This is a genomic window from Gallaecimonas pentaromativorans (genome assembly GCF_003751625.1).
In the GTDB taxonomy this organism is placed as follows: Bacteria; Pseudomonadota; Gammaproteobacteria; order Enterobacterales; family Gallaecimonadaceae; genus Gallaecimonas; species Gallaecimonas pentaromativorans.
In genome coordinates, this window is sequence record NZ_RJUL01000007.1 from 65042 (window position 1) to 91977 (window position 26936).

The following is a 26936-nucleotide window of genomic DNA, read 5'->3' on the forward strand; positions in this document are numbered from 1 at the left end:
GGCCTTTGGTATCACCATCGTGGCCAACCGGGCCTGGGCCGCAGAGAACAGCTACCAAGAGCAGCTTGGCTTTCGCCAGGCAGGCCTCTTTGGCCCGTTGGTGGTCAGCGGTAACGGCAACAACAGCGGCGTGCACTTTTCCATCCGTAAAGACGAGATGGCTAACGCCGCCGAGCTAGACCTCTCCCTCAGCTACCCCGACGCCAAGTTCCCCGAGAATAGCCACCTGGATGTGCTACTTAACGGCCAGTTGCTGCAAAGCATCGCGCTGGACCCATTCAGCGCCGACGGCCTGGAGAGCAAAATCGCCATCAATCCGGCGCTTATTCTCAGCGAAAACGACCTTAACTTTCGCATTGCCGGCCAGGCTGGCCCCCAGTGCCTGGATGAAGACGCCCCCAATCACAACGAGGTGCTGATAAGCGAGCTGTCGTCGCTGCATCTGGACCTGACCCGCCTGCCAAGGCCCCGCGATCTGGCCATCTTCCCGGCGCCTTTTTTTGATAACGGCGCCATGGGCCAAATTCGCATTCCCCTGGTGTTACCGGAGCAGCCCAGCGAAGGGGTGCTGGAAAGCGGCGCCATCCTGGCCTCTTACTTTGGCAAGGAAGCGCGGTTTCGGGTGGTTCACCTGCCGGTGAACCGCAACAGCCTGCCCGACGACAACGCCATCGCCTTGGTGGTAGGTAACAGCCTGGCCGGTGCCACCCTGGCGCCGCCATCTGGGCCTGAAATTAGGCTTATCGATAACCCCTTGAACCCGCTCTACAAAGTGCTGGTGGTGATGGGCCGTACCGACAGCGAGCTGAAAACCGCCGTCACCTACCTGCTCAGCGGAGCCCCCCTTGAAGGGGACCAGATGCTGGCCAAGGCCATCAAACTGCCCGAGCGCAAACCCTACGACGCCCCAAACTGGGTAGACACCCGCCACGCGGTTACCTTCGGCCAACTGGCTAAGCCGGACGACCTGGCCGCCCGGGGCCTTAACCACGGCGCCAACGAGGTGAACTTTAGGGCGCCGCCGGATTTGTTCCGCTGGCGCGGGCGGCCCATGTCCATGGAAGTGCAGTACCTGTTCCCCGAAGGTGACTGGCTGGACGAGCGCCGCTCCAAACTCAACGTAACCTTAAACGGCCAGTACCTGGGCTCGTTGCCGGTGAACAGCAGCGGTATCGGCGCCTCCATCATGCGGATGCTCGGCAGCGATGTGCGCCAGCAAAAAGCCAAGGTCGAGCTGCCGCCTTACCTCTTGTATGGCGAGAACAAGCTGCAGTTTTACTTTGACCTTCGCCTGCACCCCGACAGCGACTGCCAGCAGGTGCTGGGCACCAAGATAATTAGCCGTATCCTGCCCGCTTCCGACCTGGATTTGAGCGGTTCCGAGCATTTCACCATGCTGCCCAACCTCTCGTATTTCATCAGCGCCGGCTTTCCCTTCACCCGCATGGCGGATCTGTCGCAAACCACTGCCCTGGTACCGGCCCGCCCCAGCAACCTGGAGCTGCAAAGCCTGTTCGATTTAATGGCCAGGATGGGCCAGGCCACCGGCTACCCGGCCTACGGCGTCGAAGTGAAAAAGGGCTTTGGCGAGATCCGCGCCCAAACCGGCCGCGACCTGTTGGTGGTTGGCGCCGTTGCCGACCTGGCCAGTAGCCCGGTGCTTTACACCAGCCCGTTCCGCTTCGAGCAGAACAAGCTAGGCCTCAAGCCCACCAGCCTTACCGACCAATGGATCCGCCTGCTTAAAGGTGACTGGGGCCGCCAGGACAAGCCAGCCCGGCGCCAGTTGGAAGCCCAGGACAGCTTCTTTGGCCTGGCCAGTTATATCTCCCCTGCCGATCCGGCGCGGGTGGTAGTGGTGGCCACGGCCAGCAACGAGCAACAGCTGCCCACCCTTACCACGCGCCTGCAAGATCCCCAGGCCAGTAGCGAAGTCCACGGCGACCTGGTGCTGCTTCAAGACCAGCAGATCCGCTCTTATCGGGTCGGGCCACGCACCGGCAGCGGCGAAATGTCGTGGGACATGACCGTGCGCTGGTACTTCGGCCAACACGTGCTGCAACTGCTGGCCACCCTGCTGCTGGGCATCTTGCTGGGCGCCACCTTGATTTATCCCCTTCTCAAACAGCGCGCCAAACAGCGCCTGGCTAAAGCGAAAGAGCATCATCATGAATAAATCGCTGCTGCTTACCCTAGCCCTTTCCTCCCTGTCGGTACCGGCTCTGGCCGCCAGTACCGGGGTGCAAAGCGACTTTGACACCCTGTTCCAGCAGGCTGATTTTTGGCAAAGCAAACAGCGCCAGGACTTGGCCAAAGACGCCCTTAACCGCATCTTGGCGGCGGACCCCAACAACACCGAGGCCCTTTACCGGCTGGCGATGATCGCCATTCAAGAAGGGGATAACACCCATGCTTCGGCGTACATCGAGCGCTTGAAAACCGTAGCGCCGAACGATGCGCACCTTGAAGAGCTGCGCATCGCTCAAGCCTCTACCGATGTCGACTCCGGCGCCCTTGGCGAAGCCCGGGTGCTGGCCGCCAGCGGCCAGGCTGAAGAAGCCATCGCCCGCTATAAAAGCCTGTTCAGCGGTGACACGCCGCCAGCGAGCCTGGCGCTGGAGTACTATCAGACCCTCGCCGGTACCCAAAACGGCTGGGACGCTGCCCGCCAGGGGCTCGCCAAGCTTCATCAGGCCCAACCGGGCAATAGCGCCGTGGCCATTGCCTACGGCCAGGTGCTGACCTACCGCGACAGCACCCGCCGCCAGGGCATCAACCTGCTGGCCAAGTACGACGCCGTCAGCAAAGACGCCACCAAAGCCTGGCGCCAGGGGTTGTTGTGGCTTGATGCCGACAAAGCCGACCAACCTCTCTATCAGGCCTTTGAACAGGCCCACCCCGGCGATAAGCAAGTCGCCGATTACTACCACGACAAAACCACCCTCTCTCCCACCCAGGCTGCGGATCAGGCCCGCAGCCTCGGTTATAAGGCCCTGGATGCCGGCAGGCTCGGCGAGGCCGAAAAAGCCTTCCGCCAGGCCCTGGCCACTAAAAGCCAAGACCCTCAGGCCCTGGCTGGACTGGGCCTTGTAGAGCTTCGCCGCCAGCGCTTTGCCAGCGCCCGGGATAACCTGGCCCAGGCCATCCGCCTGGCCCCTGCCCAAAAGAGCCAATGGCAAAAGGCCTATGAGAGCGCCGATTTTTACGCTCGGCTCGGCCAGGCCCGTAGCGCCAGCGAGCACCGTCAATACGATACCGCTCTGAATCTTCTTGCTCCCCTGACCGGGGCCGGTGGCAGCCAGGGCCATGACGCCCAGTTGCTAAAAGCCGATGTGCTGCAAAAGAAAGGGGAGCTCGACAGCGCCGAGGCCAGTTACCGGGCGCTGCTGGCCAAGCGAGGCACCGACAACGCCGCCCGCCTGGGGCTGGTCAACGTGCTGCGCCAACAGCAGCGCTGGAGTGAGGCAAGCGAGGTGGCTCAGGCGCTGCCGGCATCGGCTAAAGGCGAGCTAGGCGATCTGGCCTCTGGCCAGGCCATGGTGCTGCGTGACCGGGCCGCCAGCGAGTCGCCGGTGATGGCCGAAGCCACCCTGCGTCAGGCCAGCGTATTGGCCCCGAAAAACCCTTGGGTGCGCCTAGATTTGGCCCGGTTACTGAATAAAACCGGCCGCCCGCTGGCAGCCCAGGTGCTGGTTAACCGTGGCGTGCAAGACTATGGCCTGGCGGATGACCGCTACGTGGCGGCGCTGCTGGCCAAGGATCAGCAGCGTTGGGGTGATGTGGCCCGCCTGCTTGAGCCTGTTAGCGCCAGCAAACGCTCGGCCGAGATAAAGGATCTTTTGGAAAGCGCGGCCCTGCAGGCTCGCCTTGACGAGATAAAACGCCGCCAGCAGGTAGGTGACCGCGAAGGCGCCCGCCAGTTGATCATGGACATGTACAACAAGCCCCCCCAAAGTGCTGCCGGGGTGGGCGAAGTGGCGTCCATGCTCTATGAGAGCGGCGAGCCAGCCATGGCGCTCATGCTCATTCGCCAGAATGACCAAAAGGCCCTCACCTCACCGGTGGCCCAATACCAGACCCAGGTGCTGGTGATGATCAAAGCTGGCGCCGATCAGGAAGCCGATGCCCTGGTAGCCAGGCTCTCCCAGCGCCGGGATCTGGGCCCTGGCGACTGGGCCGCCATTGAACAGATCCGCAATGCCATGGCGGTGGCCAAGGCCGATAAATTGCGCCTGGCCGACCAGTTGGCCGAGGCCTACGACGTGCTGGCCGCCCGCTTGCGAGTGGCACCCAACGACGAACCGCTGCTGCTGGCCATGGCCCGCCTTTATCAAACCGGCAATAAAAACAGCAAAGCCCTGCAGATTTACCAATACACCCTCAAGCACAACCCCGGCAGCCTCGACGCCTTGAGCGGCGCCGTGGAAGTGGCCATTACCACCAAAGACCTGGACGTTGCCGACCAACTGCTGGCACAGCTGTCGAGGGATCAGGCCGAAGAACCAGCCATGTTGCTACTGGCCGCCAAGGTAGCCCGCGCCAGGGGTGACAACGACCAGGCCCTGCGCCTGCTGGCCAAATCCCGCAGCAAGCTCTTTGAAGGCCAGCAAGACCAGCCTTGGCTGGTGGCCAGCGACAGCCAGCCGGGCTTTGACAACCCTTTTGCCGCCAATAAGGCACCGGCCAAGGGCAAGGCTGGCGACAATCCCTGGCGCCGCCCCAGTTGGCTGCCGGGCGGAGACGACCTCTCCACCGAGCAATCGCCCTGGAAAGACCAAGACACCCCGGCCGGCCCGCCGTCACTGGTGGCCCAGATTGACAGCCTGACCCGCGAGATCCACAAGGACAGCGCCACCCGCCTCGACGCCAACGTGGAGTTTCGCTCCCGCAACGGCCAGGCGGGTTTGGGCCAGCTTGATGAGGTTAAAACCCCGGTTACCATCGAAACCCAGTTGGGCAGTGGCCGGCTTAAAGCCCAGATCACCCCCACTTACCTCAACGGCGGCACCCTTTCCGGTGATTACAGCCGCTTTGGCAGTGGCGCTCTGGGGAGCGCCGCCAGCACCCTGAGCCAAGATCTGAACGACATGCCGGATGTACTGGACGGTATTGAAGACACCGCTTACAGCTACGAGCAAGCCAGGCTGAGCGCCGAGAGCGCCCAGGCGATTTACCAGGCGGCGCTGGCCGACAAAACCCTGACCGCCATCCAGCAAGCCCAGTTTTTGGCCACCGCCAACCAGGCCGAACTGACCGCCACCCAGGCCAAGCGCAACTTCGACCGGGCCGTGCAACAAGACCTGCTAAAAGGCATCGGCCTCAATACCGACAACCTCACCAGCGAAGACTGGGCTACCCTCAACAGCTACTTTGGCCAGTTGGGTTTTGACAGCACAGGTGGTTTGTCTTCCACCAGTCTTGAAGCGTTTTTGGACAGCCGCGATGCCTTTGAATCCCTGCTTGGCTCCCTTAGGGCGCAGCTCAACAGCCTGATGCGCAGCGCCGAAGATCTGCCGGCGCAGCACGACGCCGGGGTGGCCTTGTCGCTGGCTTATGGAGTGGGTGATTTCAATTTCGATATCGGCACCACGCCTTTGGGATTTGAAGAGGTAAACCTAGTGGGCGGCGTGCAGTGGCAACCGCAGCTGGACGACAACCTGCGCCTGGATTTGAACCTGGAGCGCCGGGCCGTTACCGACAGCGTGCTGTCTTACGCCGGCACCTACGACCCCAGCACCGGCACCAGTTGGGGCGCCGTCACCAAAAACGGCCTGGGCGTAGGCCTGGGCTATGACGACGGCAACCTGGGGCTTTATGCCAACCTTGGCGGCTACCGCTACCTTGGCCATAACGTCTACAACAACACCGCTTTTGATCTGTCTCTTGGTGGCTATCTGCGCCCCATCGACACCAAAACCCGGCAACTGCAAACCGGCATTCATGTCAGCTTCCAGTCTTTTGACAAGAACATGAGCAACTTTGGCCTGGGCCATGGCGGCTACTTCAGCCCGCAAGACTATGTGGCGGTGTCGTTCCCCATCACCTTCAGCGAGCAGCGCAACCGCTTTAGCTACAGTGTGAAACTGGCGCCGGGCTTCCAAAGCTTTACCGAAAAAGCCGTGGACTTCTTCCCGGACGACCCCGAGATCCAGCAACTGCTGGACGTATTTGCCAACCTGGGGCTGATTGACGCCTCCCAATACCAGGCCAACAGCCAAAGCGGCTTTGGCCTGAGCATCGGCGCCGAAGGCAAATATGAGTTGTCGCCCAATTTCACCCTGGGTGGCAAACTGGGCTTTGATAACTTTGGGGAATACAGCGAAACCAGTGGCCAGCTGTATCTTCACTACCTGATGGGAGGCAGTAATGACTGAGCACGACACCTACTTCAGTAGCCGCCATTGCCACCCGCAGTGGCGGCATCTGCTCAGCGCGCTGTTCGATGGTCTGCTGAACTCGGTACCGGAGCAAGAAGCCCGCAGCTTTTTGCGCCAGGTGGGAGCCAACATGGCGTTGTCGCTCCCCCTCGGTGCCCACGACACCCTCGACGCCCTGGAAGGCGCCATCAACAAGCGCTGGAGCGAGCTGGACTGGGGCCAGGCAAAACTGCGCAGCCACGACGATTACCTGGCCATCCACCATTACCACTGCCCCGTGCCCCATCAGCAGGGGCGCATGGTTGAGGCAGCCCAAAAGAGCCTGGCCATGGTGCTTGAAGGGGTATACGGCAGCTGGCTACTGGCCCAGGGCGGCGAGCCGGACGTAACAGTGCGCCTGGCCGATACCCAAGACGGCCTGGTGCTGCATTACGGCAAAGAACCTGCCCATGATTAAACGCCTTGGCCTGTGGCTGATGGCCGCCGTGCTCAGCAGCTCGGCCCTGGCCGACGATTGGTCTCGCTACAAAGACAGTTACATCAGCAGTGAAGGCCGGGTAATAGACACCGGCAACGGCGACATCAGCCATTCGGAAGGGCAAGGCTACGGCATGTTGCTGGCCCAGCAATACGGCGATAAAGCCACCTTCGAGCAGCTGTGGCGCTGGACCCGCAAAAACCTTGGCCGCCACGATCTGCCGCTTTTTGCCTGGCGCTACGACCCCAACAGCAAGCCCATGGTTGCCGACACCAATGACGCCTCCGACGGCGATTTGCTCATCGCCTGGGCGCTGCTTCGCGCAGGCAATGTCTGGCAAAACAGCAACTACCTCAACGCCTCGCGGCGGATCCGCATGGCGGTGCTGGACCACCTCACCCTGAGTTACGCCGGCCACCGGCTGCTGCTGCCGGGCCTCAAGGGCTTTACCGGCGACGGCTACATCGACATCAACCTCTCCTACTGGGTGATGCCGGCTTTCAAAGCCTTTGCCGAGGCGGATAAAGACCCGCGCTGGCAACAACTGCTGGCAAGCGGCGAAGCGCTGGTGGCAGCAGCACAATTTGGCGATGCCAAACTGCCCAGCGATTGGCTGCGCCTGACCCAAAGTGGCCAGTTGGCTCCCTCTCCCGACTGGCCGGCCCGGTTTGGCTTTGATGCGGTACGTATCGGCCTTTATTTTCGCTGGGCAGGGCTTGCACAAAGCGCCAGCCTGGCGGCCATTCGCCACTTCTGGCAACTGGCTGGCAGCAAGGCCCCGGCCTGGTTTGATGTTCAAACCGGCCAGCAATCGCCTTATGGCGCTTCGGTGGGTTTAAAGGCGGTGATTGCCATTAGCCTGGAGCCCGCACCCGCCTTGCCGCCGCTAGACCCCAAGCAGGACTACTACAGCGCCTCGTTGCTGCTGCTCAGTAAGGCCGCCGTTAATCTCTGACCGCCAGAATTTGCTCGCGCAGCCAACACAGCCCCGGCTCCTTGGCAAAGCGCGGGTGCCAGGCTTGCACCAGGGTAAAGTGCAGGGCTTTTTCTGGCAGTTCGGCAGCAAAGAGCCCAAATTGCCGGGCATAGAGGTCGGCCACCGCCGTGGGTAGCACCACGCACAAAGCCGTGCTGGCCAGCATGCCGGGAATGGCCTGAAAATCCGGCACTTGCAGCCGCACTCGCCGCTTAACCCCAAAGCCTTGTAGCCAGTTGTCCAGCAGCAGCTGGCTGTGGCCCCAGTCTGAGGGGTAGATGTATTCCAGCTCTCCCAGCAGCGCCGGCGTTAACGGCAAAGCCAGTGGCCGCCCGGCCAGCAGGCTCACCGATTCGGTTACCAGCCGCTGCTGTTGCAGCCTTGGCGACAGGTGCGCCGGTTCGGTAAAGCCCACCACCAAGTCCAGCTCTCCTTGTTCAAGCTCCCGTTCGTGGTCGGAAGGGCCCAGCACCGTCAGCCTAAGGCTGATGCCTGGGGCGGCGCTCATCACCCGCTGCATCAGGCGCGGCAGCAGCACCATGTCAAAGTAACTGCCTACCGCCAGGGTAAAGCGGCGCTGGCTGCTGGCGCTGTCAAAACGGGGCGGCTGGCTGAGGGCATCGTCGATGGTGGCCAGGGCTTGGGCAAAGGCCGGCGCCAGGGCCAGAGCCCTGGGGGTGGGCTGCATGCCGCTTTTACCCGGCACCAGCAGTGGGTCGCCCAGTTGCTCGCGGCAACGGGCCAACGCGTGGGAGACAGTGGACTGGGACAGGTGCAACTGCCTGGCGGCCTGAGACACCGAGCGGGTGTTCATCAGGGCGTCGAAGATCTTCAACAGGTTAAGGTCCAGCCGCTGCATATCGATATTCGCCATGGGTTAATGAAGACAATTCATTTTAACCATGATGGCCAGCTCACTACACTGCCAGGCGTTTTCAGGAAGCGTATCCGTGTTGAAAAATTATCTTTTCCTGTGGGGAGTCGGCCTTATCTGGGGCTCCCAATTTTTATTCCAGCAAAAAGCGGTAGCAACCCTGCCTCCGGTATGGGTTGGCGCCGGGCGCGCCTTGGTGGGGGCTTTGACCCTGCTCCTGGTCTGCCGTTTTTTGCATCTCAAAAGCCGCCAGCGCCAGTGGGGGAAATACCACCTTATCGGCTTGCTGGAAGCGACCCTGCCCTTTGTGGCCGTGGCCTGGGGCCAGCAATATCTGGACACCGCCGTGGCCGCCATTCTGATGGGCACCATTCCGTTTTTTGCGGTGCTGCTCAGCCCGCTGCTGGTCAAGGGTGCCCGCATTACCCTGGCCGGGTTGCTGTCGGTGCTGGTGGGCTTTGCCGGGTTGCTGGTGTTGTTCTCACCGCAGCTTGGCCAGGGCGTAAATGCCGGCCTGTGGGGAGCGCTGGCCATCATCGGCGCCTCGGCCTGCTTTGCGGTGGCGCTGCTGCTGCTAAAAAGGCTGGATAACGAGCCGCCGCTGATTGTGGCCCGCAACGTGCTAATTGCCGCCAGCAATCAGCTGCTGGTAATGGCCCTGTTGAGCGCACCCCTTGGCAGCTTCCAGGCCACACCCGAGGCCCTGGGCTCGGTGGCTTACTTGGGAGTAATGTGCGCCGGTATCGTCTACCTGCTGTATATGATCCTTATTCAAAAGGCCGGGCCGGTGTTTGCATCGCTCTCCAACTACCTGGTGCCGCTGGTGGGGGTTGTGCTTGCCGCCACCCTTAATCACGAGCAGTTGGCAGGGACCACCTGGGTGGCGCTGATGGTTATCCTCGGCGCCGTTGCCATCAACCAGTTGGGTAGCAAAAAGGCCGCGTGATGCGGCCTTTTTTCATTCTTTGGGCAGCGCCGCTGGCGCCTTTCTCAGCGTCACCCTGGCGCAGATAATGGCCACCACCATCACCCCTAGGTTGGCAAAGATAAAGTGCGGGTCCTGGGCGTAACCGGTAAGCGCCGCCCCCAACTGCGACAGCTGTGACAAGCTCACCACCGCCATGATGGCCACCATCAACCGGGTAATGTGCTTACCCAAGCGAAACAGCACCAGTGCCAGCAGCACCAATGCCGAGGTGAACAGGGCCGGGGCCGGTACGCCACCTACCAGGTAGCGGCCCAGGATAAAAAGCCCGTCAAGGCAGCACAGCAGGTAATAAGTGCGGCTTAGTGTCATTGTCGCCATTCCCAAAAGCGGTCTTGTTTTTGTAATGGCTGCGGCCGGGGATTGCGAGCCGCAACCTCAAAAATTGTTATCTCTATCAAGACCTAACGCCAAAAAATCGGGTTTGGCGGCGCCCATCTTCAATTTGGCGGAGTTTTAGCGCGGCAAATGTAAAACACCGCCGCAGCGGTGTTTAGTCTCAAGCCAGTTCTTCCAGCAGCTCCAGGCAAGCTTGCGCCACCTGAGCAGGAGCCTCGATAGGGGACAAGTGCCCCACGTCGGCCAGCACACGAAACCCTGCCCCTGGTAAAATGGCGCCAAAGAGTGGCTCAAGTACTTGTCGGCGCTCTACTTCGTCCTTATCACCAACTAGGATCAGCACCGGCACCGTAACAAGCTCTAACCCTTCCTTGATATCGGCCAAGATCCCTTCGGAGGTCCAGTAAACCTTGGCTGCCATGTCACCTGCCAGGGTGTCGGTAATAACCTGCTCCCGGTCGGCTTCGCCAAGCGGCTGGTGAGTCAGCACCTTGAGTGCTTGCATGACACCAGCCCGGCTTTGGTACGAGTCCAACATGCCCTGGCGTACCTCTGCGGGCACGGGTAAACCCTTGGGTGGCGCCGGTGCCACCAGCAACAGCGCAGCCAACGACGCTGGCAGGCGGCCCGCCACAATTTGCGCCACTTTACCGCCCATGGAGTGTCCCACCAGCACAACGCGCTCTATGCCTAGGGCCTCAATAAGCGCCTGTACATCGTCGGCCATGGCCTCAAGATCGTAGCGGCCGTCCAGCGCCCGTGACCGGCCCCAGCCTCGTAGATCCATGGCCACACAGCGCACCTTAGGCACCAGTGGAGCCGTGACCTGTTGCCAGGTTTGAGCACTCCCTCCCCAGTAATGTAAAAAGAGCAGCGCCGTACTTCCTTGGCCTTGGTCGGTAAAATGCAGGGTAGCATTGTTGGTTGTGAGGTAATGAGCCATCGTCTTACTCCTTTGTCCAAAACGAGGCCTCATTGTATTCACCAACTTTAAGTTGATAATCTCCCACTCGATTGATGCTCTACATACCACAGGTTGATAATGGCCTTAGATACCCTGACCAGCATGACCGTCTTCTGTGACGCCATTGCCCATGGCAGCCTGGCGGCAGCAGCACGCCACAACGGTATTTCGGCGGAGATGGCCGGGCGCCATCTATCGGCGCTCGAATCAAGGCTCGGTGTGCGCCTGATAAACCGCTCCACCCGCAAGTTGCACTTGACCGATGCCGGGCGCTCTTATCTGGAGCGTTGTCGCCATATCCTCGATGAAATGCGCGCAGTAGAGGCCGAGGTCGGCGCTTTGCAGCATCAGCCCAGCGGACAATTGCGGATCGCCGCCCCTCTGGCCTTTACTACCTCGGTACTGGCGCCGGCGGTCAACGAGTTTATGAACCGCTACCCGCAAATCACTCTCCGTTTTGAGCTATCCGAAAGGGAAGTCGACCTGTTGGCAGGCGGTTTTGATGTGGCTTTGCGGCTGGGAGAGCTGCCCGACTCCGGGCTGGTTGCCCACCCCCTTGGCCGCTTTGCCTTGTTGCTGGTTGCCAGCCCGGCGTATCTGGCCACGCAGCCCATCACTAACCCCGAGCAGCTCGGCAGCAGCGAAGCCCTGCTTTACAGCCGCACCTCTAGTCCGCAGCAACTGGCGTTGAGCCGGGGCAACGAGCGCCAAACCGTCGCCCTGCATGGGCAACTCACCGCATCGGATATCGGCTTTTTGGTCGAAATGGCCCTGCTCGGCAAAGGGGTACTATTGGCGCCTTCCTTTGTGGTCGCCCCTCACCTTGCCAACGGCAGGCTGCGGCAGGTGTTGCCTGAATGGTCGGCAAGACAATTACCCTTTCATGCCCTGGTTCCCCATCGAGCCTTGTTACCCTCGACGGTGCGCGCCTTTATCGATTTTCTCAAAGCCTGGTTGGCCGGTCAGGACGAAATTGTCGCCCCGAACACTTTGCTTTAAAGTGCCCGGATTCACACAGGAGCGCCGTTTTGTCACCCAATTTGCTGCTGGCCTTTTTGCCTACCTTCTTTTTCGTATCCATTACCCCTGGCATGTGCATGACCTTGTCCATGACCCTGGGGATGACCATCGGCGTGCGCCGCACCTTGTGGATGATGGCGGGGGAATTGATAGGGGTGGCGCTGGTGGCCATTGCTGCCGCCGTGGGCGTGGCGGCGGTGATGCTGCATTATCCGCTGTTGTTCAAGGTGGTGAAGTACGCCGGCGGCGCCTACCTCCTCTACCTTGGGGTGCAAATGTGGCGGGCCAAAGGCAAGCTCGCCATGACCCTCGATGGCAATAAGCCGGCCGCTTCCCGCCGCCAACTGGCCAGCCAGGGCTTTGTTACCGCCATCGCCAACCCCAAGGGCTGGGCCTTTATGATCTCCCTGCTGCCGCCCTTTATCGATGCCTCCCGCGCCCTCGGCGGCCAGCTCACCATGCTGGTGGGCATCATCCTCTGCACCGAGTTCAGCTGCCTGATGCTCTACGCCGCCGGCGGCAAAAGCCTGGGCCGGGTATTGGGCCGTGGCAACAACCTGATGCTGCTCAACCGCATCGCCGGCACCCTGATGATGGGGGTGGGGCTGTGGCTGGCACTGGGATAAAAAAGGCCGCTGATGCGGCCTTTTTTAAATCACGCGCGCTCACGCAAAAAGCTAGAAGTGATCCGCCGCCCCCAGCCGCTGCAGGCAGGCCACCAGCTCTGCCTCGCTGATATTGATGTACTCCACCACTCGGCCATAAAGCATGGCGGTAGGCACATTGCGCCCGCCCCGCTCCTTTTGGGTTTCGCTCAGGACATATAAAACAATGCGCTCCAGCCGGGTCAGGCCGTCGCGCACATCGGGCAGGGGGTCAAACTGGTCTTCAAGCACCGCTGTTACCTCACCTAGGCAGGGGTCTCGACCAATACTAACGCCTTATCCCACTCACTTCACGGCCGCCAATCCATACCTGGCGCAGGGGCCGCACGCCGAACTGGTAGCAAAGCTCGGCCGGTTCGCTGATATCCCAAAGGGCGAGGTCGGCCAGTTTCCCCACCTTGATGCTGCCGGTTTCCTCCGCCAGGCCCAGGGCTTTGGCGCCGTTTAAAGTGGCGCCTTTGAGGGCCTCGCTGGGAGTGAGACGAAACAGGGTGCAGCTCATATTGAGCATCAAGAGCATGGAGCTAAGGGGCGAGGTGCCGGGGTTGATGTCGGTGGCGATGGCCATGGGCACCTGGTATTGGCGCAATAAATCGATGGGTGGCAGCTGGGTTTCCCGTAAAAAGTAGAAGGCGCCGGGCAGCAGCACGGCCACGGTGCCGCTGTCTTTGATGGCCTTGACACCCGCTTCGTCCAGGTATTCGAGGTGGTCAACAGACAACGCCTTAAAGCCCGCCGCCAGTGCCGAGCCGCCGAGGTTGGAGAGCTGCTCGGCGTGCAGTTTTACCGGCAAGCCTTGGGCCTTGGCGGCCTCGAACACCTGGCGGGTTTGCGCTTTTGAGAACCCCACCCCTTCACAAAAGGCGTCTACGGCGTCGGCCAGGCCTTCCTCGGCAATGGCGGGCAGCATTTGCTCGCACACCACGCGGATATAACCGTCTGGGTCGTCTTTAAATTCTGCTGGCAGGGCGTGGGCCCCTAAAAAGGTGGTTTGGATGCGCTGGGGCATCTGCTCGCCAAGCAAACGGGCGATGCGCAGGCATTTTTGCTCGGTCTCGAGGTTAAGGCCGTACCCGGATTTGATTTCAACGGTGGTCACCCCTTCGTCCAGCAGGGCCCGCAGCCGTGCCCTGGCACTGTGGTAGAGGCTTTCTTCGCTCGCTTCGCGGGTGGCGCGCACCGTACTCATGATCCCGCCGCCTGCCTGCGCTATCTCTTGATAGCTAGCCCCTTCCAGGCGCAGGGCAAATTCGCGGGCCCGGCTGCCGCCGTAAACCAGGTGGGTGTGGCAGTCGATAAACCCCGGCAGCAACCAGCCACCGGCGCCGTCAATCACCGGCAGCAGCGGGTCAAGGGCAGGTAGATCGGCCTTTTTGCCCAGCCAGACAATGCGCTCACCCTGCACGGCCAAGGCGGCGTCGCGTATCTCCCCTGCCTCGTCCATGGTGGCGATATTCACATTTACCACCAGCCAATCCCAGTCTGCCGACATCTTGCCTCCACAACTTGTATATACAACCTGACTGTGCCACATTGACGCGAGCGTCAACAAGCCTTTTTGAGCATGAGCAAGTTTGTACCCATAAGACAATGGCTGCTAGACAGCATCGACACCGGCGCGCTGTGCCCCGGCGATGCGGTGCCGTCTGAGAACCAACTGGCCGAGCGCTTTGGCGTGTCGCGAATGACCGCCCGCCGGGCCCTAACCGAGCTGGTAGACAGCGGCGTGCTGGAGCGCCGCCAGGGCCAGGGCACCTTTGTGGCCGAACTCAAGGCCCAGAGCGCGTTGCTGTCCATTCGCAGTATCGCCATCGAGATAGCCGAGCGCGGCCACCAGCACCAGGCCCGGGTACTTAGCCTCAAGGTGCTGAGCTGCCCGGCCGATCTGGCCAAGTTGCTGGGCATTGCCACCGGCGCCGAGGTGGGTTTTTCGCGCATTCTGCATTTTGAGAACAGCGCCCCGGTGCAGCTTGAAGAGCGCTTCGTCAATCTGGCCCTGGCGCCAGACTACCTGGCCCAAGACTTCGCCGCTCACACGCCTCACGACTACCTGAGCGCCGTGGCGCCCATTGCCGCCGCCCACCACTGGGTGGAAGCGGTGGCGGCTGACCTCGCCCAAGCCGGGCTGCTGGACGTAGCCGAACACAGCCCGCTTCTAAAACTCACCCGGCTTACCGCCTCACGCCAGGGCGCCGTTAGCCTGGCCCGTCTTTACCACCCCAGCCACTACAGGCTGGGGGGACAATTACCAATGACATTGGGGGATTTCTGATGAACCACACCGGCACCCGCCTGGACGAAAGCCGCGTTATTCGCGCGCCCCACGGCAGCACCCTTAGCTGCAAAAGCTGGCTGAGCGAGGCCGCCATGCGCATGTTGATGAACAACCTCGATCCGGCCGTGGCCGAGCATCCCCAGGCGCTGGTGGTATACGGCGGCATTGGCCGCGCCGCCCGCAACTGGGAGTGCTTCGACAAAATCGTGGAGGTGCTAAAGCGCCTGGAAGACGACGAAACCTTGCTGGTGCAATCGGGTAAGCCGGTGGGGGTATTTAAAACCCACAGTGACGCGCCGCGGGTGCTCATCGCCAACTCCAACCTGGTACCCCATTGGGCCAACTGGGAGCACTTTAACGAGCTCGATAAAAAGGGCCTGATGATGTACGGCCAAATGACCGCCGGCTCCTGGGTCTATATCGGCTCCCAGGGCATAGTGCAGGGCACCTACGAGACCTTTGTGGCGGTGGCCAAGCAGCATTTTGGCGGCAAGGCCGAAGGCCGCTGGATCCTCACCGGTGGCCTTGGCGGCATGGGCGGCGCCCAGCCCCTGGCGGCCACCATGGCCGGCTTTAGCATGTTGGCGGTGGAATGCGACGAGAGCCGCATCGATTTTCGCCTCCGTACCCGCTACGTAGATAAAAAGGCCGCCACCCTCGATGAAGCCCTGGGCATCATCGAAGACGCCAACGCCATGGGCCGCGCCGTGTCGGTGGGCCTGTTGGGTAACGCCGCCGATGTGTTCGCAGAGCTTGTAAAACGCGGCATCACCCCCGATGTGGTCACCGACCAAACCTCAGCCCATGACCCCCTAAACGGCTACCTGCCCCAGGGCTGGACTTTGGCAGAGGCCAAAGCCATGCGCGCCAAAGACGAAGCAGCAGTAGTCAAAGCCGCCAAGGCCTCCATGGCAGTGCAGGTTGAAGCCATGCTGGCCCTGCAAAAAGCTGGCGCGGCAACCCTTGATTACGGCAACAACATCCGCCAGATGGCCTTTGATGTGGGCGTGCAAAACGCTTTTGACTTCCCCGGTTTTGTACCGGCCTACATTCGCCCGCTGTTCTGCGAGGGCATAGGCCCGTTCCGCTGGGTGGCACTCAGTGGTGACCCGGAAGACATTTACAAGACCGACGCCAAGGTCAAAGAACTCATTCCCAACGACCCGCACCTGCATAACTGGCTGGACATGGCCCGTGAGCGCATCGCCTTCCAGGGCCTGCCAGCGCGCATTTGCTGGGTGGGCCTTAAAGACCGGGCGCGGCTGGCCAAAGCCTTTAACGACATGGTTAAAAACGGCGAAGTGAAAGCCCCCATCGTTATCGGCCGTGACCACCTCGACAGCGGCTCGGTGGCCAGCCCCAACCGCGAAACCGAAGCCATGCAAGACGGCTCCGACGCCGTCTCCGACTGGCCGCTGCTGAACGCCCTTCTTAACACCGCGGGCGGCGCCACTTGGGTGTCGCTCCACCACGGCGGCGGCGTTGGCATGGGCTTTAGCCAGCACGCCGGGGTGGTGATAGTGGCCGACGGCAGCGACGCCGCCGAAAAACGCCTGGGCCGGGTGCTGTGGAACGACCCGGGCACCGGCGTGATGCGCCACGCGGATGCCGGTTACGACACTGCCCAAGACTGCGCCCGCGAGCAGGGCCTGGACCTGCCCATGCTGGAGAACAAATGATGTTTGAATTGGTACTCAAACCCGGCGAGCTCACCCTTGGCGAGCTGCGCCAAGTCGCCAGCCATGGGGTAAAAGTAAGCCTGGTTGATTCTGCCTGGGCCGCCATCGACGCCAGCAGCGCCATGGTGCAAAAGGTGATTGAAGAAGACCGCACCGTGTACGGCATCAACACCGGTTTTGGCCTCTTGGCCAACACCCGCATCGACCGGGTAGACCTTGAAGAGCTGCAACGGCGCATTGTGCTCTCGCACGCCGCCGGTATCGGCGAGCTGATGAGCGAAGACACGGTGCGCCTGTTGATGGTGCTTAAACTCAACTCCCTTTCCCGTGGCTATTCCGGTATTCGCCGGGTGGTGCTGGAAGGCCTGATGGCGCTGATCAACGCCGAAGTCTACCCCTGCATTCCGCAAAAAGGCTCGGTAGGGGCCTCGGGCGATCTCGCGCCGCTGTCGCACATGGTGTGCCCGCTGATTGGCGAAGGCCATGTGCTGCACAAGGGCCAGAAGATAAGTGCCGCCCAGGGCCTGGAAATCGCCGGTATCAAGGCCATTACCCTGGCCGCCAAAGAGGGCCTGGCACTTTTGAACGGCACCCAGGCCAGCACCGCCTTTGCCCTGCAAGGGCTCTTTGCCGCCGAAGATTTGTTTGTGGCCGGCAGCGTGATTGGCGCCACCAGCGTTGAAGCGGCCCTGGGGTCACGCCGCCCCTTTGATGCGCGCATCCACGCCGTGCGCGGCCAAAAAGGGCAAATCGACAGCGCGAAGCTGTATCGCCATATCCTCGGGGAAAGCTCCGAAGTCGGCGCCTCCCACGCCAACTGCGACAAGGTGCAAGACCCTTACAGCCTGCGCTGCCAGCCCCAGGTGATGGGCGCTTGTCTCACGCAAATTCGCCAGGCCGCCGAGGTGCTTTTGTGTGAAGCCAACGGCGTCACCGACAACCCGCTAGTGTTTGCCGAGGACGACGACATTATCTCCGGCGGCAACTTCCACGCCGAACCTGTGGCCATGGCCGCCGACAACCTGGCCCTTGCCATCAGCGAAATTGGCGCTCTTTCCGAGCGGCGCATGGCGCTCCTTATCGACAAAAACCTCTCCGGCCTGCCGGCCTTTTTAGTGAACAACGGCGGCGTCAACTCGGGCTTTATGATCGCCCAGGTCACCGCCGCGGCGCTCGCCTCCGAGAACAAATCCCTGGCCCACCCGGCCAGCGTCGATTCCCTGCCCACCAGCGCCAACCAGGAAGACCACGTGTCCATGGCCACCTTTGCTGGCCGCCGCCTCAAAGACATGGCCGCCAACACCCGTGGCGTACTGGCGGTGGAATACCTGGCCGCCTGCCAGGGCCTGGATTTTCGCGCGCCGCTGAAAGCCGCGCCCATAGTGGAAGACGCCAAGGCCATATTGCGCAGCCAGGTCAGTTTTTACGACCAAGACCGCTACATGGCCGCCGACATGGAAGCCGCCAACGGCATCCTGCTACTGGGCGCCCTTAACTCCTTCGCCCCCAAAGGGTTGTTGCCATCCTTGTAAGGCAAACTCGGTAAGTCAAAAAGGCCCTGCGGGGCCTTTTTATTTACACAATAAAAATAACGGGTTAGCTTGAGCCCTCAGCCACTTAAGGGATTTTGCGATGCCGTTTATCAAGCGCTTTGTGCTGCCAGCGCTGTGCCTTATCGCCGCCCTTAGCTGCTATAGCGCCAGCTACCCCGCCGGTGGCACGCTACTGCTGCTGATGGGAGCAGGCTTTGAAGCGCTGTTTTGGATGGGGCTTTTAAAGAAAAATCCCGCCGCCAAGGCTTAATATCTTGTTACCAACCGGCCCTCAGGGCCGTTGGTAAAACCTCCCTCCCACTTCTATGGTTTGGGCACAGGAGGGAGCCATGACCATCTTAAGCCGCGTGTTAGCCACCATCGCCTTTTGCCTGATTAGCCAGGTACAAGCCGCCCCCATCAAGCGCCTCAACGGCAGCAGCATCAGTAGCCAGCAACTCACCGACGGCGTTACCAAGCTGATGGCCATCGGCCAGGTAACGGGCCTTAGCGTCACCGTTTTTAACGATGCCAAGCCGGTTTACAGCCAGGCCTTTGGCTATGCCAATGTCCAAACCAAAACCCCGTTGACTCTGGACACCGAGATCTACGGCGCCTCTATCAGCAAGGCGGTGTTCGCCACCCTGGTGATGAAGCTGGTAGATAAAGGCGTGATAGACCTCGACACCCCACTTTATCAGTATCTCGACCAACCGCTGTGGCGCATCAAAGGGGACAAGCGCGCCTGGCACCGGGATTTATCCAGCCTCAAGGGCCAGCCCGAAGCCAAGCTCATCACCGCCCGCATCTGCCTGAGCCACACCACCGGCCTGGGTAACTGGCGCTGGTTCGAGCCAGACCACAAACTGCATTTTCACTCCAAGCCCGGCAGCCATTACCGCTACTCCGGCGAGGGCATGACCCTGCTGCAAACGGTACTGGAAGAAAAAACCGGCAAAACCCTGGAAGAGCTGGCCCAAGAATACGTGTTCACCCCCTTTGGCATGGCAACTTCCAGCTACCAGTGGCAACCGCGCTTTGAAGGCCATTACGCCACCGGTTACAACGGCGAGGGCCGCCCCTACCCCAAAGACAAAGACAACGCCCCGCGCAGCGCCAGCTCACTGGAAACCACCCCCAACGAGCTCACCCGCTTTGCCAGTGCCGTGCTGCAAGGCGCTGGCCTCACCCCAGCCTCCTACCACGCCATGTTCAGCCCGCAAATCCGCATCCGCGCCCCCACCCAGTTCGGCCCGGGTATCGATGAAGTCACAGACGCCTACGACGATATCGCCCTTAGCTACGGCCTTGGCTGGGGGCTAATCAAAACCCCCTTCGGCTGGGGCGCCTTCAAAGAAGGCCGGGGCGACGGCTGCGTGCACTATTTGATTGTCTTTCCCAAACAAAAGCTGGGGGTGATGCTGCTTAGCAACAGCGAGAATGCCGAGAAAATCTTCGACGCCCTGCTGCGCCTTAGCATCGCCGACAGCTACACCCCGGTTGCCTGGGAACGTTACGCCGACGGCAGCCATTTGCTGGACTGATTGCCCCTGATAAAGCAGCAGCGCCCAGTGGGAGCACCGAGCTGTATCGGCAGCCCTGCAACATTGCAGGGCCAAGGCCTAATCTGCGATAGTGGTCGCCAAATGGCGTTACAGTTGACGAGTTATTCACCATGGACGATCTGCCCACCGTATTCGACCGTTTTTCCTGCGGGAATTGCGCAGACAAAACCAGCCTTGGCTTTGATTTCACCATGGCGTTTCAGCCGATTATGAATTGCCAACAAAGAACAATTTTTGGATATGAAGCCTTAGTGCGGGGCCTGAATAACGAACCGGCTCACACCATCATCGCCCAAGTAAACGACGATAACCGTTATCAGTTCGATCAGCTTTGCCGGGTAAAAGCCATTGCCCTTGCCGCCCGGTTGAAGCTTGATTCCATGCTCAGCATCAACTTTTTACCCAACGCCATTTACAAGCCCGAACGCTGCATTCGCACCACACTGGAAGCGGCCAAGAAATATGCCTTTCCTATCGAACAAATCATGTTCGAATTCACCGAAGCCGAGCCGATCCGTGACAGTGCCTTCATTAAAGACATTCTTAATTTCTACCAAAATACCGGCTTTAAAACGGCCATTGATGATTTTGGGGCTGGCTATGCGGGTTTGGGCCTGTTGGCTGACTTTCAAACCGATATTATTAAGTTTGATATGGCGCTGATTCGCGATATCGACAAAGACCGCACGCGCCAGCACATCATTCGCCATCTCCTCAACCTCTTTCAGGATCTGAACATTACCGCCCTCGCCGAAGGGGTAGAGTCCGCCGGCGAAATGCACTGGTTAAAGTCTGCCGGAGTGGCGCTGATGCAGGGTTACTACTTTGCCAAACCGGGTTTTGAACGCCTGCCAAGCGTGGATAGCGCCTTACTCTAAAGCCGCGCCAAAGCGCCCCTGTCAGCCCAGGCCTAAGCTCCTGCTGCCACCGCCCGTCAGCAACGATTTTTTACTTTATTCCCAAAGAGTTAGCCGGTAGGCTCAAAAAGCAGGCTAACAAGACACAAGGCGCCGTCTTGGCAACGCAGGTGCGAGTCCTGAGGGCGGTAGCGTGGGTGCGGGTTTGGTCAGTGTACCAATAGCAAGGTTGCGGATTTTGCAGACGCTTAGCTTCGCTCTTGTTCCTTTAAATGCCGGTTTACGCACCGGCAGGCGAGGTACTTTTTACTCGGCCTTCCATGGCAATTCATTCCAGCTCGTATGCCTTGTGCTCGTGCTAAGCAGAGCGCTGCACTTAACAGGACTTCAAGAGCGGGTGGTGATGGAAATTGAGAAGTGGATATCTTCTATGCCTTTATCCAGTAGAAGTAAGTGTGCTTAGTGTGGATGCAGTACTGTCAGAGCCGCATCTGTTAGCGAACTGGGTTGAGCAAAGGGCAGCTCATCGACATCACCAAAACTGTATTTAGACACAGTATATTTGGCCCGTAGTGGCGGTTTTGGCATCTTTATTACAAGACCTTGGCTCATCTATTGCGGTGCACTACCAACAAAACATTGATTAATATCGATTAATCAACAGGTCCGATGTCAAGATATGAAGCCGGTCCAATCAGTAAAAGAAGCCGGCTCGCTTTCACGCAGGGTGATAGATAGACTCGCAGATATAAGTAGGGGAATCAGCTGGTTAACACCAACTCTTCAACTGATCTGATGAGTGAAAACGAGCCAGCTTTATAACTATTGTTAGGTAATACGAGGAAGATATGTACTCAGCAAGATGCATCCAAGATGGCGTGACTTATGCTGCTGTCGACTTTTCAAGGTTGTCGCCTGACGAAATTTCTCAGAAAAGGCGTTTTTTGCAATGTCCTGAATGTGGAGGGCCTGCATTCTTTAGGCGAGCGTCACGAGGAGGAAGGGCGCCATGTTTTGGAGCGAGACCTCATGCGCCAAACTGTGAATTGGCAGCCCCAGAATACGATCCCAACGATGATGGCCAAGGTGAAGATCAAGATCAACTTTTAAATCCCGGGAATAGAATTGTTGTTGATCTAAATTATGGCGCTGCGCCGCAACCTATCGTTCAAGAAGCGGAGAATTTACCTCCAAACAGAAATAGACGTGGTAGATACGGCGGCGATGGTGGCAGGCCGCAAGCTCGTATGCATCGCCGTCTTGGCCCATTACTTCGTACACTCATTGAAGTTCCGGCTTTTCGGCATTCTGATCAGATCTTGGAAATCGAAGATCATCCTGAAATTGCCGTAAGAGATTTCTTTGTCCCTCTACTTGAGGTTAGCGTCGATCATCAAAATCAATTTCGAGGTTATTGGGGCATGCTGTCTGATGCTAAGCGAGCAATTGATGGGACATTGTGGCTAAACAGTGGCGGTAGGGACTCTATTAGTTTTTGTTTGGACGAGCACTTGATTGCTCCTCTCTTCGCAAGATATGGAATTGAAGACGAGGAAGATCTTGCTGGGGCATATATTTTGGTTTTAGGAAGCCCATCTGTCTCGCAGCGAAATAAAGTTTATTGCGATCTATCGGTCAATGAGCATATGGCATTAAGGTTAGATCGGTGAGCGAATTACCTAACAATCGCATATTGCCGGACTGGTTTTCCGCTGCGCTCCAAACCAGCCGCAAATGCGGGCGTTATGAGTAAAGGAGCTTCAAGTTGCTACCCACCTTTGATCTAGGGGATAAATTTATTCCTGAATCTCTTGCTGGTTTTACTTTTAAAGAAGCTCCCCATGGAAAGATTGCGGGAGCGACTGTATACACAGTCGAAGTAATGGCAGGTGATATATTGCTTATAACGTTTGGCGAAGTTCTTCATGAAGTTATTTATCAGACGCCAAGTTGGTTTCCTTGGACCCGTAAACGGAAGTTGAGAAAGCTATTTAAATCGTATTCAAACGGTCACGAATGGGCTGAACTTATGGATAACGGTTTCGGTAAAGTCTTTAGGCGCAGTGATAAAATGGTCGGGGCACTTACCAGCCAACTTATGGATTACACCACGTTTCATACGGAGTTTTGGAGATCACAGAAGTGGTAACTCATAACAAACCGCTTAAATGCGCTCCGGCCACCAAAAGCGTTGCCTCCACCGGACTCGCTGCCGCTCGCCGATTAGCGGGTAGTTAGGCTATAAAATGAAATCCATCAGTCTGCTATCAGAAAAATTTGAAGCTCCTGAATTTCAAAAGTGGGTATCAAATTGCAAAGTAACCGACAAGCAGTTTTTCCTTGACAATAATATCGACTTGGAATTGTTTGTACATATTGGGAAATTCATATTTCCAAACTTCATAGAGGTAAAAGGTTTAATTTTCATAGAAGAATTGGTAGATCCAGCGCTTATCAATCCATCATCTAGTCACTTAAGTCTGGAAGAATATCAGGCCAGCTTTAACAGGCTTAGCCTTGCAATATATTTCAATCAATCTGCTTCATGCAGTAATGACCTTTGGAACGCTGCTTTAGAAATTACGAAGGTTGGCTGGTTACATTCACTAAAAAAGTTGTATCCAAACATTGAATTTGTTGTGCAAACGTCGCATGAAGAGGCTTACGATCCATATATTTTGTTTTATCAAAAGCAAGCCTAACAAGTGACTGTGGCGTTCTGTCAATGAATTAAGCCTCTTTTTCGGTCCATTTCTCGCCATTTTTAACCATGGTGTTGAGGATGACGATGAGCTTTCTCATACAGGCTATCAAGGCGACTTTGGGAAGCTTTCCGGCGGCTTTGAGGTGGTAGTAGTAACGGCTAAATACCGGGTTGCACTGGATAAAGATTAAAGGACATATATGGACGCCCCGTATTTTGCAACTGTCGATGAGAAGCGGTTTGCGGACATATATGTCCCTTTTACTCCCTTTCCGCTGCGCTCCAAATTTGCCGCAGAGCGCGGCGTTATATGCTAAGGTAATAAAAAGTACGGAGTTGCTTCACAAATGGAAAAAAAGATAAATCTACATTGGCCGAGCATATTTTTGTTCCTCGTCGGGATTATCACAATCATTAATTTTGTCTTTGAACAAAGAATTTCATTGTTACTCCATGCTGTAGGCTTTTCCTGTTTAGGGTATTCAAGTATCCGACTTGTGCCGAGAGACTTCTTTACTCAAAAGTTGTCGTTTTCAACGCTCATTAAAGGGAATAATGAGACTCGTCAATTAGATATCTTCATTCAAATTTTTGGTTTTTTGCTACTTTTAACTGGTTTAGTGTTTAGCTTTGCGTTCGGCATATAACAATCGCCATCAAAAACGCGTCCGTTGGGCGCTCGATTCGCAACACATTACTCGCGTTTGTGGTGGGCGTTATGTGTAAGTATTTTGGGGTTAATTTATTAAACTAGAGGGAATTATTATGAAAGGTAAAATTAGTCTTGCTGATTTCATTAGTGAAGTAAAAAAAGAGTTAATCGAAGCTGTAAAAAACAAAAAAGAAGACGATGTTCCATTTTTTACGCTTAATGAGGTTGAGCTTCAAACCGAGTTTGGAGTAAAAGCCGAAGCAAGTGGCGGGTTTAAATTTTTTGTCGATTTATCGGCCAAAACTGAAGCAAATCAAAGACATTGTGTAACTCTTAAGTTTTCACCAATACGACAGTCGATAAATCCATCTTTAGTTGGTGGTGGAGGTGGTGATGGCACGGGTATCACAGCTCATGGTGATATAACCGTATCAACTCCAGAGCAAGCAGTTGCAATTCGGCAATATCTGCGAGGACACCCTGATGTTGTAGATCCAGATGGTATAAATTTTCATGTTGTTACTATGCCAGCAGCAGGAAAATTAGAGGGTGAAGCGTAATTGCACATAACAAGTGACTGTGGTGTTTTGTGGACTTCACCCGCTTTAACGGACACGCATCAATAACTCTTCATAATGAAAAAATGGGACATCCATCCTCTGAGTCACCTTGAAAAAAAGGTGTCATCATTTATTAGCAGTGTCAGTCACGAAATTAACCTTGGTAGCTTTACCAAACAGAAACTTAGAAGGAACATATTATGCCTGATAACGTTATTAAATCTTCGCCTGCAACATTGCAAGACGGTGCGGCTAAGGCGGACGGAAAGCTGTCCTTGACAGAGTCGGAAGTTATTTTTGTGCCATTTAATGAACGCTTTGGATTGGGCCCGTACAGGTTCAAGCGTAGTGAAATCACATCCGTCGTGAAGTGTTTAGGAAAAGGTGGCGGCATAATACCTATTACCACTGAGGCTTTTCGAGTAACGCTATCAAATGCATTGCATTATGAATTTATAGTGGCTGACACCGAGGCGTGGATAGCCGCCCTTACCGAGAAAGTGAATTCATAATCAATCAGCTCTGGTTTACAGAGCCAGTGCCAGTATCACTTTCGGCTTAAGCCAACAATTAATAATGATGACGTTTTGGCTTTACAAATAGCAATGCCTCTATGCAAAGGAATGCCGGCAATCTCTTTAGAGAACCTGAAAACCTATTTCAGCTCGGTGTGGAAGCAAGACATCACATTGGATGATGACATCAAAGACAATGTCTTTTCTTTTAGTATTGGCAATTCATTCGTGGCTGTTGGCACCACACAGGCTCCCTTTCCTTGGAGTGACTTGGAAGGGCCCTGTGCAACCAGCATCCTTTGGCCAACGGCGACTCAAGACCTTGCATCCCATGACCATCATTTGATTGTTACCGTCGTTGACGACAACCTTTCAGAGGTTAACACCACGATTTTACTCACCAAAGTAACGGCAGCGCTATTGGCTGTCTGTGATGAAGCGCTAGGCGTTTTATGGGGCGTTGTTTCCCAAATCCACTGAACCAATCCGCCTGACTGTGATCCGATCCCCAACGTATCGAAGGGGAGCAACCCATGGGCAAAGCCAAACACGCCATCAGCAACTGGGCAACGTACAACCGCGGGTTAATCAATCGAGGCTTGCCGGGATTTTGGATGGATAAGGCCGCCATCACTGGTTGGTATTGTCCCCAGCACCACGGCAAGCGGGGCCGGTGCTTTGAATACAGCGACACCGCTATCGAAACCGCCTTGATGCTCAAGGCACTGTTCAAACTGCCCTTGCGGGCCTTGGAAGGCTTTATCAATTCCCTGTTTCAGTTGATGAAACTACCGCTGACCTCACCCAGCTACAGCTGCATCAGCAAGCGCGCCAAGACAGTCAACATCCAGTACCGCCTACCCAGTAAAGGGGCGGTGGCCAACTTGGTTATCGACGCCACCGGCCTAAAAGTCTTTGGCGAAGGCGAGTGGAAACAACGTAAGTACGGTAAGGAGCAGCGGCGGGTGTGGCGCAAACTGCACCTAGCGGTGGACGCCCAAACTCATGAAGCCATTGGTGCGCAAGTGAGCCTGGAAAGCGTGGGTGACAGCGAAGTCTTCCCCGCCTTACTTAGCCCGCTGCGCCGCCGTATCGAGCAGGTCAGTGCTGACGGCGCTTATGACAGCAAAGCCTGCCACCGACTCCTGCAAAAGAAAGGCACTAAGGCAACCATACCGCCGCGCAAAACGGCGGGGTTCTGGGAGCAAGGGCATCCACGAAACGACGCCGTGGCCGCACTGAAAGCCGGGCAACTGGCGGAGTGGAAAAAAGAAAGCGGCTATCACCAACGGTCAAAAGCGGAAACGGCGATGTCGCGATACAAGCAACTCATCAGCGCGAAGCTCAGTCTGCGCAGTTATAACGGCCAGGTTGCCGAGGCCCTGGCTGGGGTGAAGGTGATGAACAAAATGCTGACCTTAGGTATGCCAGTTCGCCAGGCGGTCAGCTAAGGGCAGCCAGCCCATTAGGGGACTGCATTTCCTTGTCGGATTTAGGAAACAACGCCGTTTTATGGAGTAACGCGTCGATGGTGGTTCCCAAAGAGATGTTTATCAAGTTCCCAGAAGAAGTGCTTCCTCATGGGCCACCAGTACCTATCTGGGTTGATTTTCGGGTTGGCGATGGCAGAGCCAACCTCTCTTCAGGCTTTACCTCTGGCCTCGAGGCACTGGGGTTAATGGACATAGTGGCGGTTGAGACGCCTGAGTCCATAGCCGTTTTAAGAGAGCGACTGACAGGCTTGGCTGGCTACCTTATCTCTAATAGCCTGGTTATCAATGATGGCGATACTGTTGGCCACGACGAAGATGAGTCGATAAGCGTCATTTACGGCGAGTCCGACTTTGGCCATGAAAAGACGGTGATGCATCTTAAGTACGGGAATGCGAAAAATAAGTCCAAACTGAAGTTTTGGTAAG

26 protein-coding genes and 1 pseudogene are annotated in these 26936 nt (G+C 57.5%); 21 read left to right on the top strand and 6 right to left on the bottom strand.

The genetic code is table 11. From position 1 onward, the window contains the following. Nucleotides 1–19 precede the first annotated feature (19 nt). Genes EDC28_RS20465 through EDC28_RS13370 form a run of 4 tightly spaced genes read left to right on the top strand, consistent with a single transcriptional unit; the run spans nt 20 to nt 7810 of the window. Entirely contained in the window at nt 20–2176 is a 2157-nt protein-coding gene (locus tag EDC28_RS20465) for a cellulose biosynthesis cyclic di-GMP-binding regulatory protein BcsB (protein WP_419179033.1), read from the top strand. Next, entirely contained in the window at nt 2169–6374 is a 4206-nt protein-coding gene (locus tag EDC28_RS13360; RefSeq protein ID WP_123421940.1) for a cellulose biosynthesis protein BcsC, read from the top strand. Before EDC28_RS20465 ends, EDC28_RS13360 begins: the two co-directional genes overlap by 8 nt. Continuing rightward, on the top strand, nt 6367–6834 hold the full coding sequence (gene bcsD / locus EDC28_RS13365) for a cellulose biosynthesis protein BcsD (RefSeq protein ID WP_123421941.1): 468 nt from the start codon (nt 6367–6369) through the stop codon (nt 6832–6834). The genes EDC28_RS13360 and bcsD overlap by 8 nt, the downstream gene beginning before the upstream one ends. Then, on the top strand, nt 6827–7810 hold the full coding sequence (locus EDC28_RS13370) for a family 8 glycosyl hydrolase (RefSeq protein ID WP_244946594.1): 984 nt from the start codon (nt 6827–6829) through the stop codon (nt 7808–7810). The genes bcsD and EDC28_RS13370 overlap by 8 nt, the downstream gene beginning before the upstream one ends. Here EDC28_RS13370 and EDC28_RS13375 read toward each other — a convergent pair. After that, nucleotides 7800–8705 carry a LysR family transcriptional regulator gene (locus EDC28_RS13375; RefSeq protein WP_083445916.1) on the bottom strand — a complete coding sequence of 302 codons (906 nt, stop codon included), beginning with the start codon at nt 8703–8705 and terminating at the stop codon, nt 7800–7802. The two genes, EDC28_RS13370 and EDC28_RS13375, sit on opposite strands and share 11 nt — an antisense overlap. Nucleotides 8706–8781: 76 nt before the next feature. On the opposite strand from EDC28_RS13375, the gene EDC28_RS13380 reads away from it, so the two are divergent. Continuing rightward, entirely contained in the window at nt 8782–9651 is an 870-nt protein-coding gene (locus EDC28_RS13380; protein WP_123421942.1) for a DMT family transporter, read from the top strand. Between the two features lie 12 nt (nt 9652–9663). Here the strand turns inward: EDC28_RS13380 and EDC28_RS13385 are convergent, their stop codons facing one another. Both EDC28_RS13385 and EDC28_RS13390 read right to left on the bottom strand, forming a co-directional pair. Continuing rightward, nucleotides 9664–10002 (bottom strand): hypothetical protein, encoded by a 339-nt coding sequence (locus EDC28_RS13385; protein ID WP_050659651.1) that lies wholly within the window; start codon nt 10000–10002, stop codon nt 9664–9666. Nucleotides 10003–10189: 187 nt separating this feature from the next. Further along, nucleotides 10190–10972 carry an alpha/beta fold hydrolase gene (locus EDC28_RS13390; protein ID WP_050659650.1) on the bottom strand — a complete coding sequence of 261 codons (783 nt, stop codon included), beginning with the start codon at nt 10970–10972 and terminating at the stop codon, nt 10190–10192. 99 nt (nt 10973–11071) lie between these two features. On the opposite strand from EDC28_RS13390, the gene EDC28_RS13395 reads away from it, so the two are divergent. Next, nucleotides 11072–11992, top strand: a complete 921-nt coding sequence (locus tag EDC28_RS13395) for a LysR family transcriptional regulator (protein WP_050659649.1) — start codon at nt 11072–11074, stop codon at nt 11990–11992. A 29-nt stretch (nt 11993–12021) separates the two neighbouring features. Continuing rightward, complete coding sequence (locus EDC28_RS13400; RefSeq protein ID WP_123421944.1) at nt 12022–12639, top strand: LysE family translocator; 618 nt, start codon at nt 12022–12024, stop codon at nt 12637–12639. Nucleotides 12640–12690: 51 nt separating this feature from the next. Here EDC28_RS13400 and EDC28_RS13405 read toward each other — a convergent pair whose 3' ends face one another. Together EDC28_RS13405 and hutI are read right to left on the bottom strand one after the other, a co-directional pair. Next, nucleotides 12691–12909: a hypothetical protein gene (locus EDC28_RS13405; protein WP_123421945.1), complete on the bottom strand. Its 219-nt coding sequence runs from the start codon at nt 12907–12909 to the stop codon at nt 12691–12693. Between the two features lie 37 nt (nt 12910–12946). Beyond that, entirely contained in the window at nt 12947–14122 is a 1176-nt protein-coding gene (gene hutI / locus EDC28_RS13410; RefSeq protein WP_336391543.1) for an imidazolonepropionase, read from the bottom strand. A gap of 120 nt (nt 14123–14242) precedes the next feature. Between hutI and EDC28_RS13415 the strand changes: the two genes are divergently transcribed. The 9 genes from EDC28_RS13415 (at nt 14243) to EDC28_RS13455 (ending at nt 23288) form a co-directional block, all read left to right on the top strand. Continuing rightward, the gene (locus EDC28_RS13415) at nt 14243–14950 is read left to right on the top strand and encodes a UTRA domain-containing protein (protein ID WP_211355740.1); all 708 of its coding nucleotides are present in this window, start codon (nt 14243–14245) and stop codon (nt 14948–14950) included. Then, a complete protein-coding gene (gene hutU, locus EDC28_RS13420; protein WP_123421948.1) occupies nt 14950–16632 on the top strand; it encodes a urocanate hydratase in 1683 nt (560 codons plus the stop codon). The genes EDC28_RS13415 and hutU overlap by 1 nt, the downstream gene beginning before the upstream one ends. After that, nucleotides 16632–18164 carry a histidine ammonia-lyase gene (hutH, locus tag EDC28_RS13425; protein WP_123422091.1) on the top strand — a complete coding sequence of 511 codons (1533 nt, stop codon included), beginning with the start codon at nt 16632–16634 and terminating at the stop codon, nt 18162–18164. The genes hutU and hutH overlap by 1 nt, the downstream gene beginning before the upstream one ends. 100 nt (nt 18165–18264) lie before the next feature. Further along, on the top strand, nt 18265–18435 hold the full coding sequence (locus EDC28_RS20170; protein ID WP_170164125.1) for a hypothetical protein: 171 nt from the start codon (nt 18265–18267) through the stop codon (nt 18433–18435). A 79-nt stretch (nt 18436–18514) separates the two neighbouring features. Beyond that, nucleotides 18515–19708 (top strand): serine hydrolase domain-containing protein, encoded by a 1194-nt coding sequence (locus EDC28_RS13430; RefSeq protein WP_123421949.1) that lies wholly within the window; start codon nt 18515–18517, stop codon nt 19706–19708. A 131-nt stretch (nt 19709–19839) separates the two neighbouring features. Then, nucleotides 19840–20607 carry an EAL domain-containing protein gene (locus tag EDC28_RS13435; RefSeq protein ID WP_123421950.1) on the top strand — a complete coding sequence of 256 codons (768 nt, stop codon included), beginning with the start codon at nt 19840–19842 and terminating at the stop codon, nt 20605–20607. 1025 nt (nt 20608–21632) lie between these two features. Then, entirely contained in the window at nt 21633–22256 is a 624-nt protein-coding gene (locus tag EDC28_RS20010) for a hypothetical protein (RefSeq protein WP_148049853.1), read from the top strand. A gap of 95 nt (nt 22257–22351) precedes the next feature. After that, entirely contained in the window at nt 22352–22735 is a 384-nt protein-coding gene (locus tag EDC28_RS13450; RefSeq protein WP_123421953.1) for a hypothetical protein, read from the top strand. A gap of 97 nt (nt 22736–22832) precedes the next feature. Beyond that, nucleotides 22833–23288: a hypothetical protein gene (locus tag EDC28_RS13455; protein WP_123421954.1), complete on the top strand. Its 456-nt coding sequence runs from the start codon at nt 22833–22835 to the stop codon at nt 23286–23288. A gap of 28 nt (nt 23289–23316) precedes the next feature. Here EDC28_RS13455 and EDC28_RS13460 read toward each other — a convergent pair. Next, nucleotides 23317–23472: pseudogene (locus EDC28_RS13460) on the bottom strand (IS110 family transposase); the annotation flags it as partial. A 583-nt stretch (nt 23473–24055) separates the two neighbouring features. Between EDC28_RS13460 and EDC28_RS13470 the strand changes: the two are divergent. The 5 genes from EDC28_RS13470 (at nt 24056) to EDC28_RS13490 (ending at nt 26935) form a co-directional block, all read left to right on the top strand. Then, nucleotides 24056–24502, top strand: a complete 447-nt coding sequence (locus EDC28_RS13470) for a trypco2 family protein (RefSeq protein WP_123421956.1) — start codon at nt 24056–24058, stop codon at nt 24500–24502. A gap of 200 nt (nt 24503–24702) precedes the next feature. Next, complete coding sequence (locus EDC28_RS13475) at nt 24703–25014, top strand: hypothetical protein (RefSeq protein WP_050659639.1); 312 nt, start codon at nt 24703–24705, stop codon at nt 25012–25014. Between the two features lie 75 nt (nt 25015–25089). After that, nucleotides 25090–25497 carry a hypothetical protein gene (locus EDC28_RS13480; protein WP_170164126.1) on the top strand — a complete coding sequence of 136 codons (408 nt, stop codon included), beginning with the start codon at nt 25090–25092 and terminating at the stop codon, nt 25495–25497. Between the two features lie 53 nt (nt 25498–25550). After that, nucleotides 25551–26468, top strand: a complete 918-nt coding sequence (locus tag EDC28_RS13485; RefSeq protein ID WP_123421958.1) for an IS5 family transposase — start codon at nt 25551–25553, stop codon at nt 26466–26468. A 77-nt stretch (nt 26469–26545) separates the two neighbouring features. After that, nucleotides 26546–26935 carry a DUF4261 domain-containing protein gene (locus tag EDC28_RS13490; protein ID WP_123421959.1) on the top strand — a complete coding sequence of 130 codons (390 nt, stop codon included), beginning with the start codon at nt 26546–26548 and terminating at the stop codon, nt 26933–26935. Nucleotide 26936 lies beyond the last annotated feature (1 nt).

Excerpts from the sequence above, each read along its gene's own strand:
- EDC28_RS13360 (WP_123421940.1), top strand. The coding sequence starts at position 2,169 with ATGAATAAATCGCTGCTGCTTACCCTAGCCCTTTCCTCCCTGTCGGTA.
- bcsD (WP_123421941.1), top strand. The coding sequence starts at position 6,367 with ATGACTGAGCACGACACCTACTTCAGTAGCCGCCATTGCCACCCGCAG.
- EDC28_RS13370 (WP_244946594.1), top strand. The coding sequence starts at position 6,827 with ATGATTAAACGCCTTGGCCTGTGGCTGATGGCCGCCGTGCTCAGCAGC.
- EDC28_RS13375 (WP_083445916.1), bottom strand. The coding sequence starts at position 8,705 with ATGGCGAATATCGATATGCAGCGGCTGGACCTTAACCTGTTGAAGATC.
- EDC28_RS13385 (WP_050659651.1), bottom strand. The coding sequence starts at position 10,002 with ATGACACTAAGCCGCACTTATTACCTGCTGTGCTGCCTTGACGGGCTT.
- EDC28_RS13390 (WP_050659650.1), bottom strand. The coding sequence starts at position 10,972 with ATGGCTCATTACCTCACAACCAACAATGCTACCCTGCATTTTACCGAC.
- EDC28_RS13395 (WP_050659649.1), top strand. The coding sequence starts at position 11,072 with ATGGCCTTAGATACCCTGACCAGCATGACCGTCTTCTGTGACGCCATT.
- hutI (WP_336391543.1), bottom strand. The coding sequence starts at position 14,122 with ATGGACGAGGCAGGGGAGATACGCGACGCCGCCTTGGCCGTGCAGGGT.
- EDC28_RS13415 (WP_211355740.1), top strand. The coding sequence starts at position 14,243 with ATGAGCAAGTTTGTACCCATAAGACAATGGCTGCTAGACAGCATCGAC.
- hutU (WP_123421948.1), top strand. The coding sequence starts at position 14,950 with ATGAACCACACCGGCACCCGCCTGGACGAAAGCCGCGTTATTCGCGCG.
- hutH (WP_123422091.1), top strand. The coding sequence starts at position 16,632 with ATGTTTGAATTGGTACTCAAACCCGGCGAGCTCACCCTTGGCGAGCTG.
- EDC28_RS20170 (WP_170164125.1), top strand. The coding sequence starts at position 18,265 with ATGCCGTTTATCAAGCGCTTTGTGCTGCCAGCGCTGTGCCTTATCGCC.
- EDC28_RS13430 (WP_123421949.1), top strand. The coding sequence starts at position 18,515 with ATGACCATCTTAAGCCGCGTGTTAGCCACCATCGCCTTTTGCCTGATT.
- EDC28_RS13435 (WP_123421950.1), top strand. The coding sequence starts at position 19,840 with ATGGACGATCTGCCCACCGTATTCGACCGTTTTTCCTGCGGGAATTGC.
- EDC28_RS13455 (WP_123421954.1), top strand. The coding sequence starts at position 22,833 with ATGAAATCCATCAGTCTGCTATCAGAAAAATTTGAAGCTCCTGAATTT.
- EDC28_RS13470 (WP_123421956.1), top strand. The coding sequence starts at position 24,056 with ATGAAAGGTAAAATTAGTCTTGCTGATTTCATTAGTGAAGTAAAAAAA.
- EDC28_RS13475 (WP_050659639.1), top strand. The coding sequence starts at position 24,703 with ATGCCTGATAACGTTATTAAATCTTCGCCTGCAACATTGCAAGACGGT.
- EDC28_RS13485 (WP_123421958.1), top strand. The coding sequence starts at position 25,551 with ATGGGCAAAGCCAAACACGCCATCAGCAACTGGGCAACGTACAACCGC.
- EDC28_RS13490 (WP_123421959.1), top strand. The coding sequence starts at position 26,546 with ATGGTGGTTCCCAAAGAGATGTTTATCAAGTTCCCAGAAGAAGTGCTT.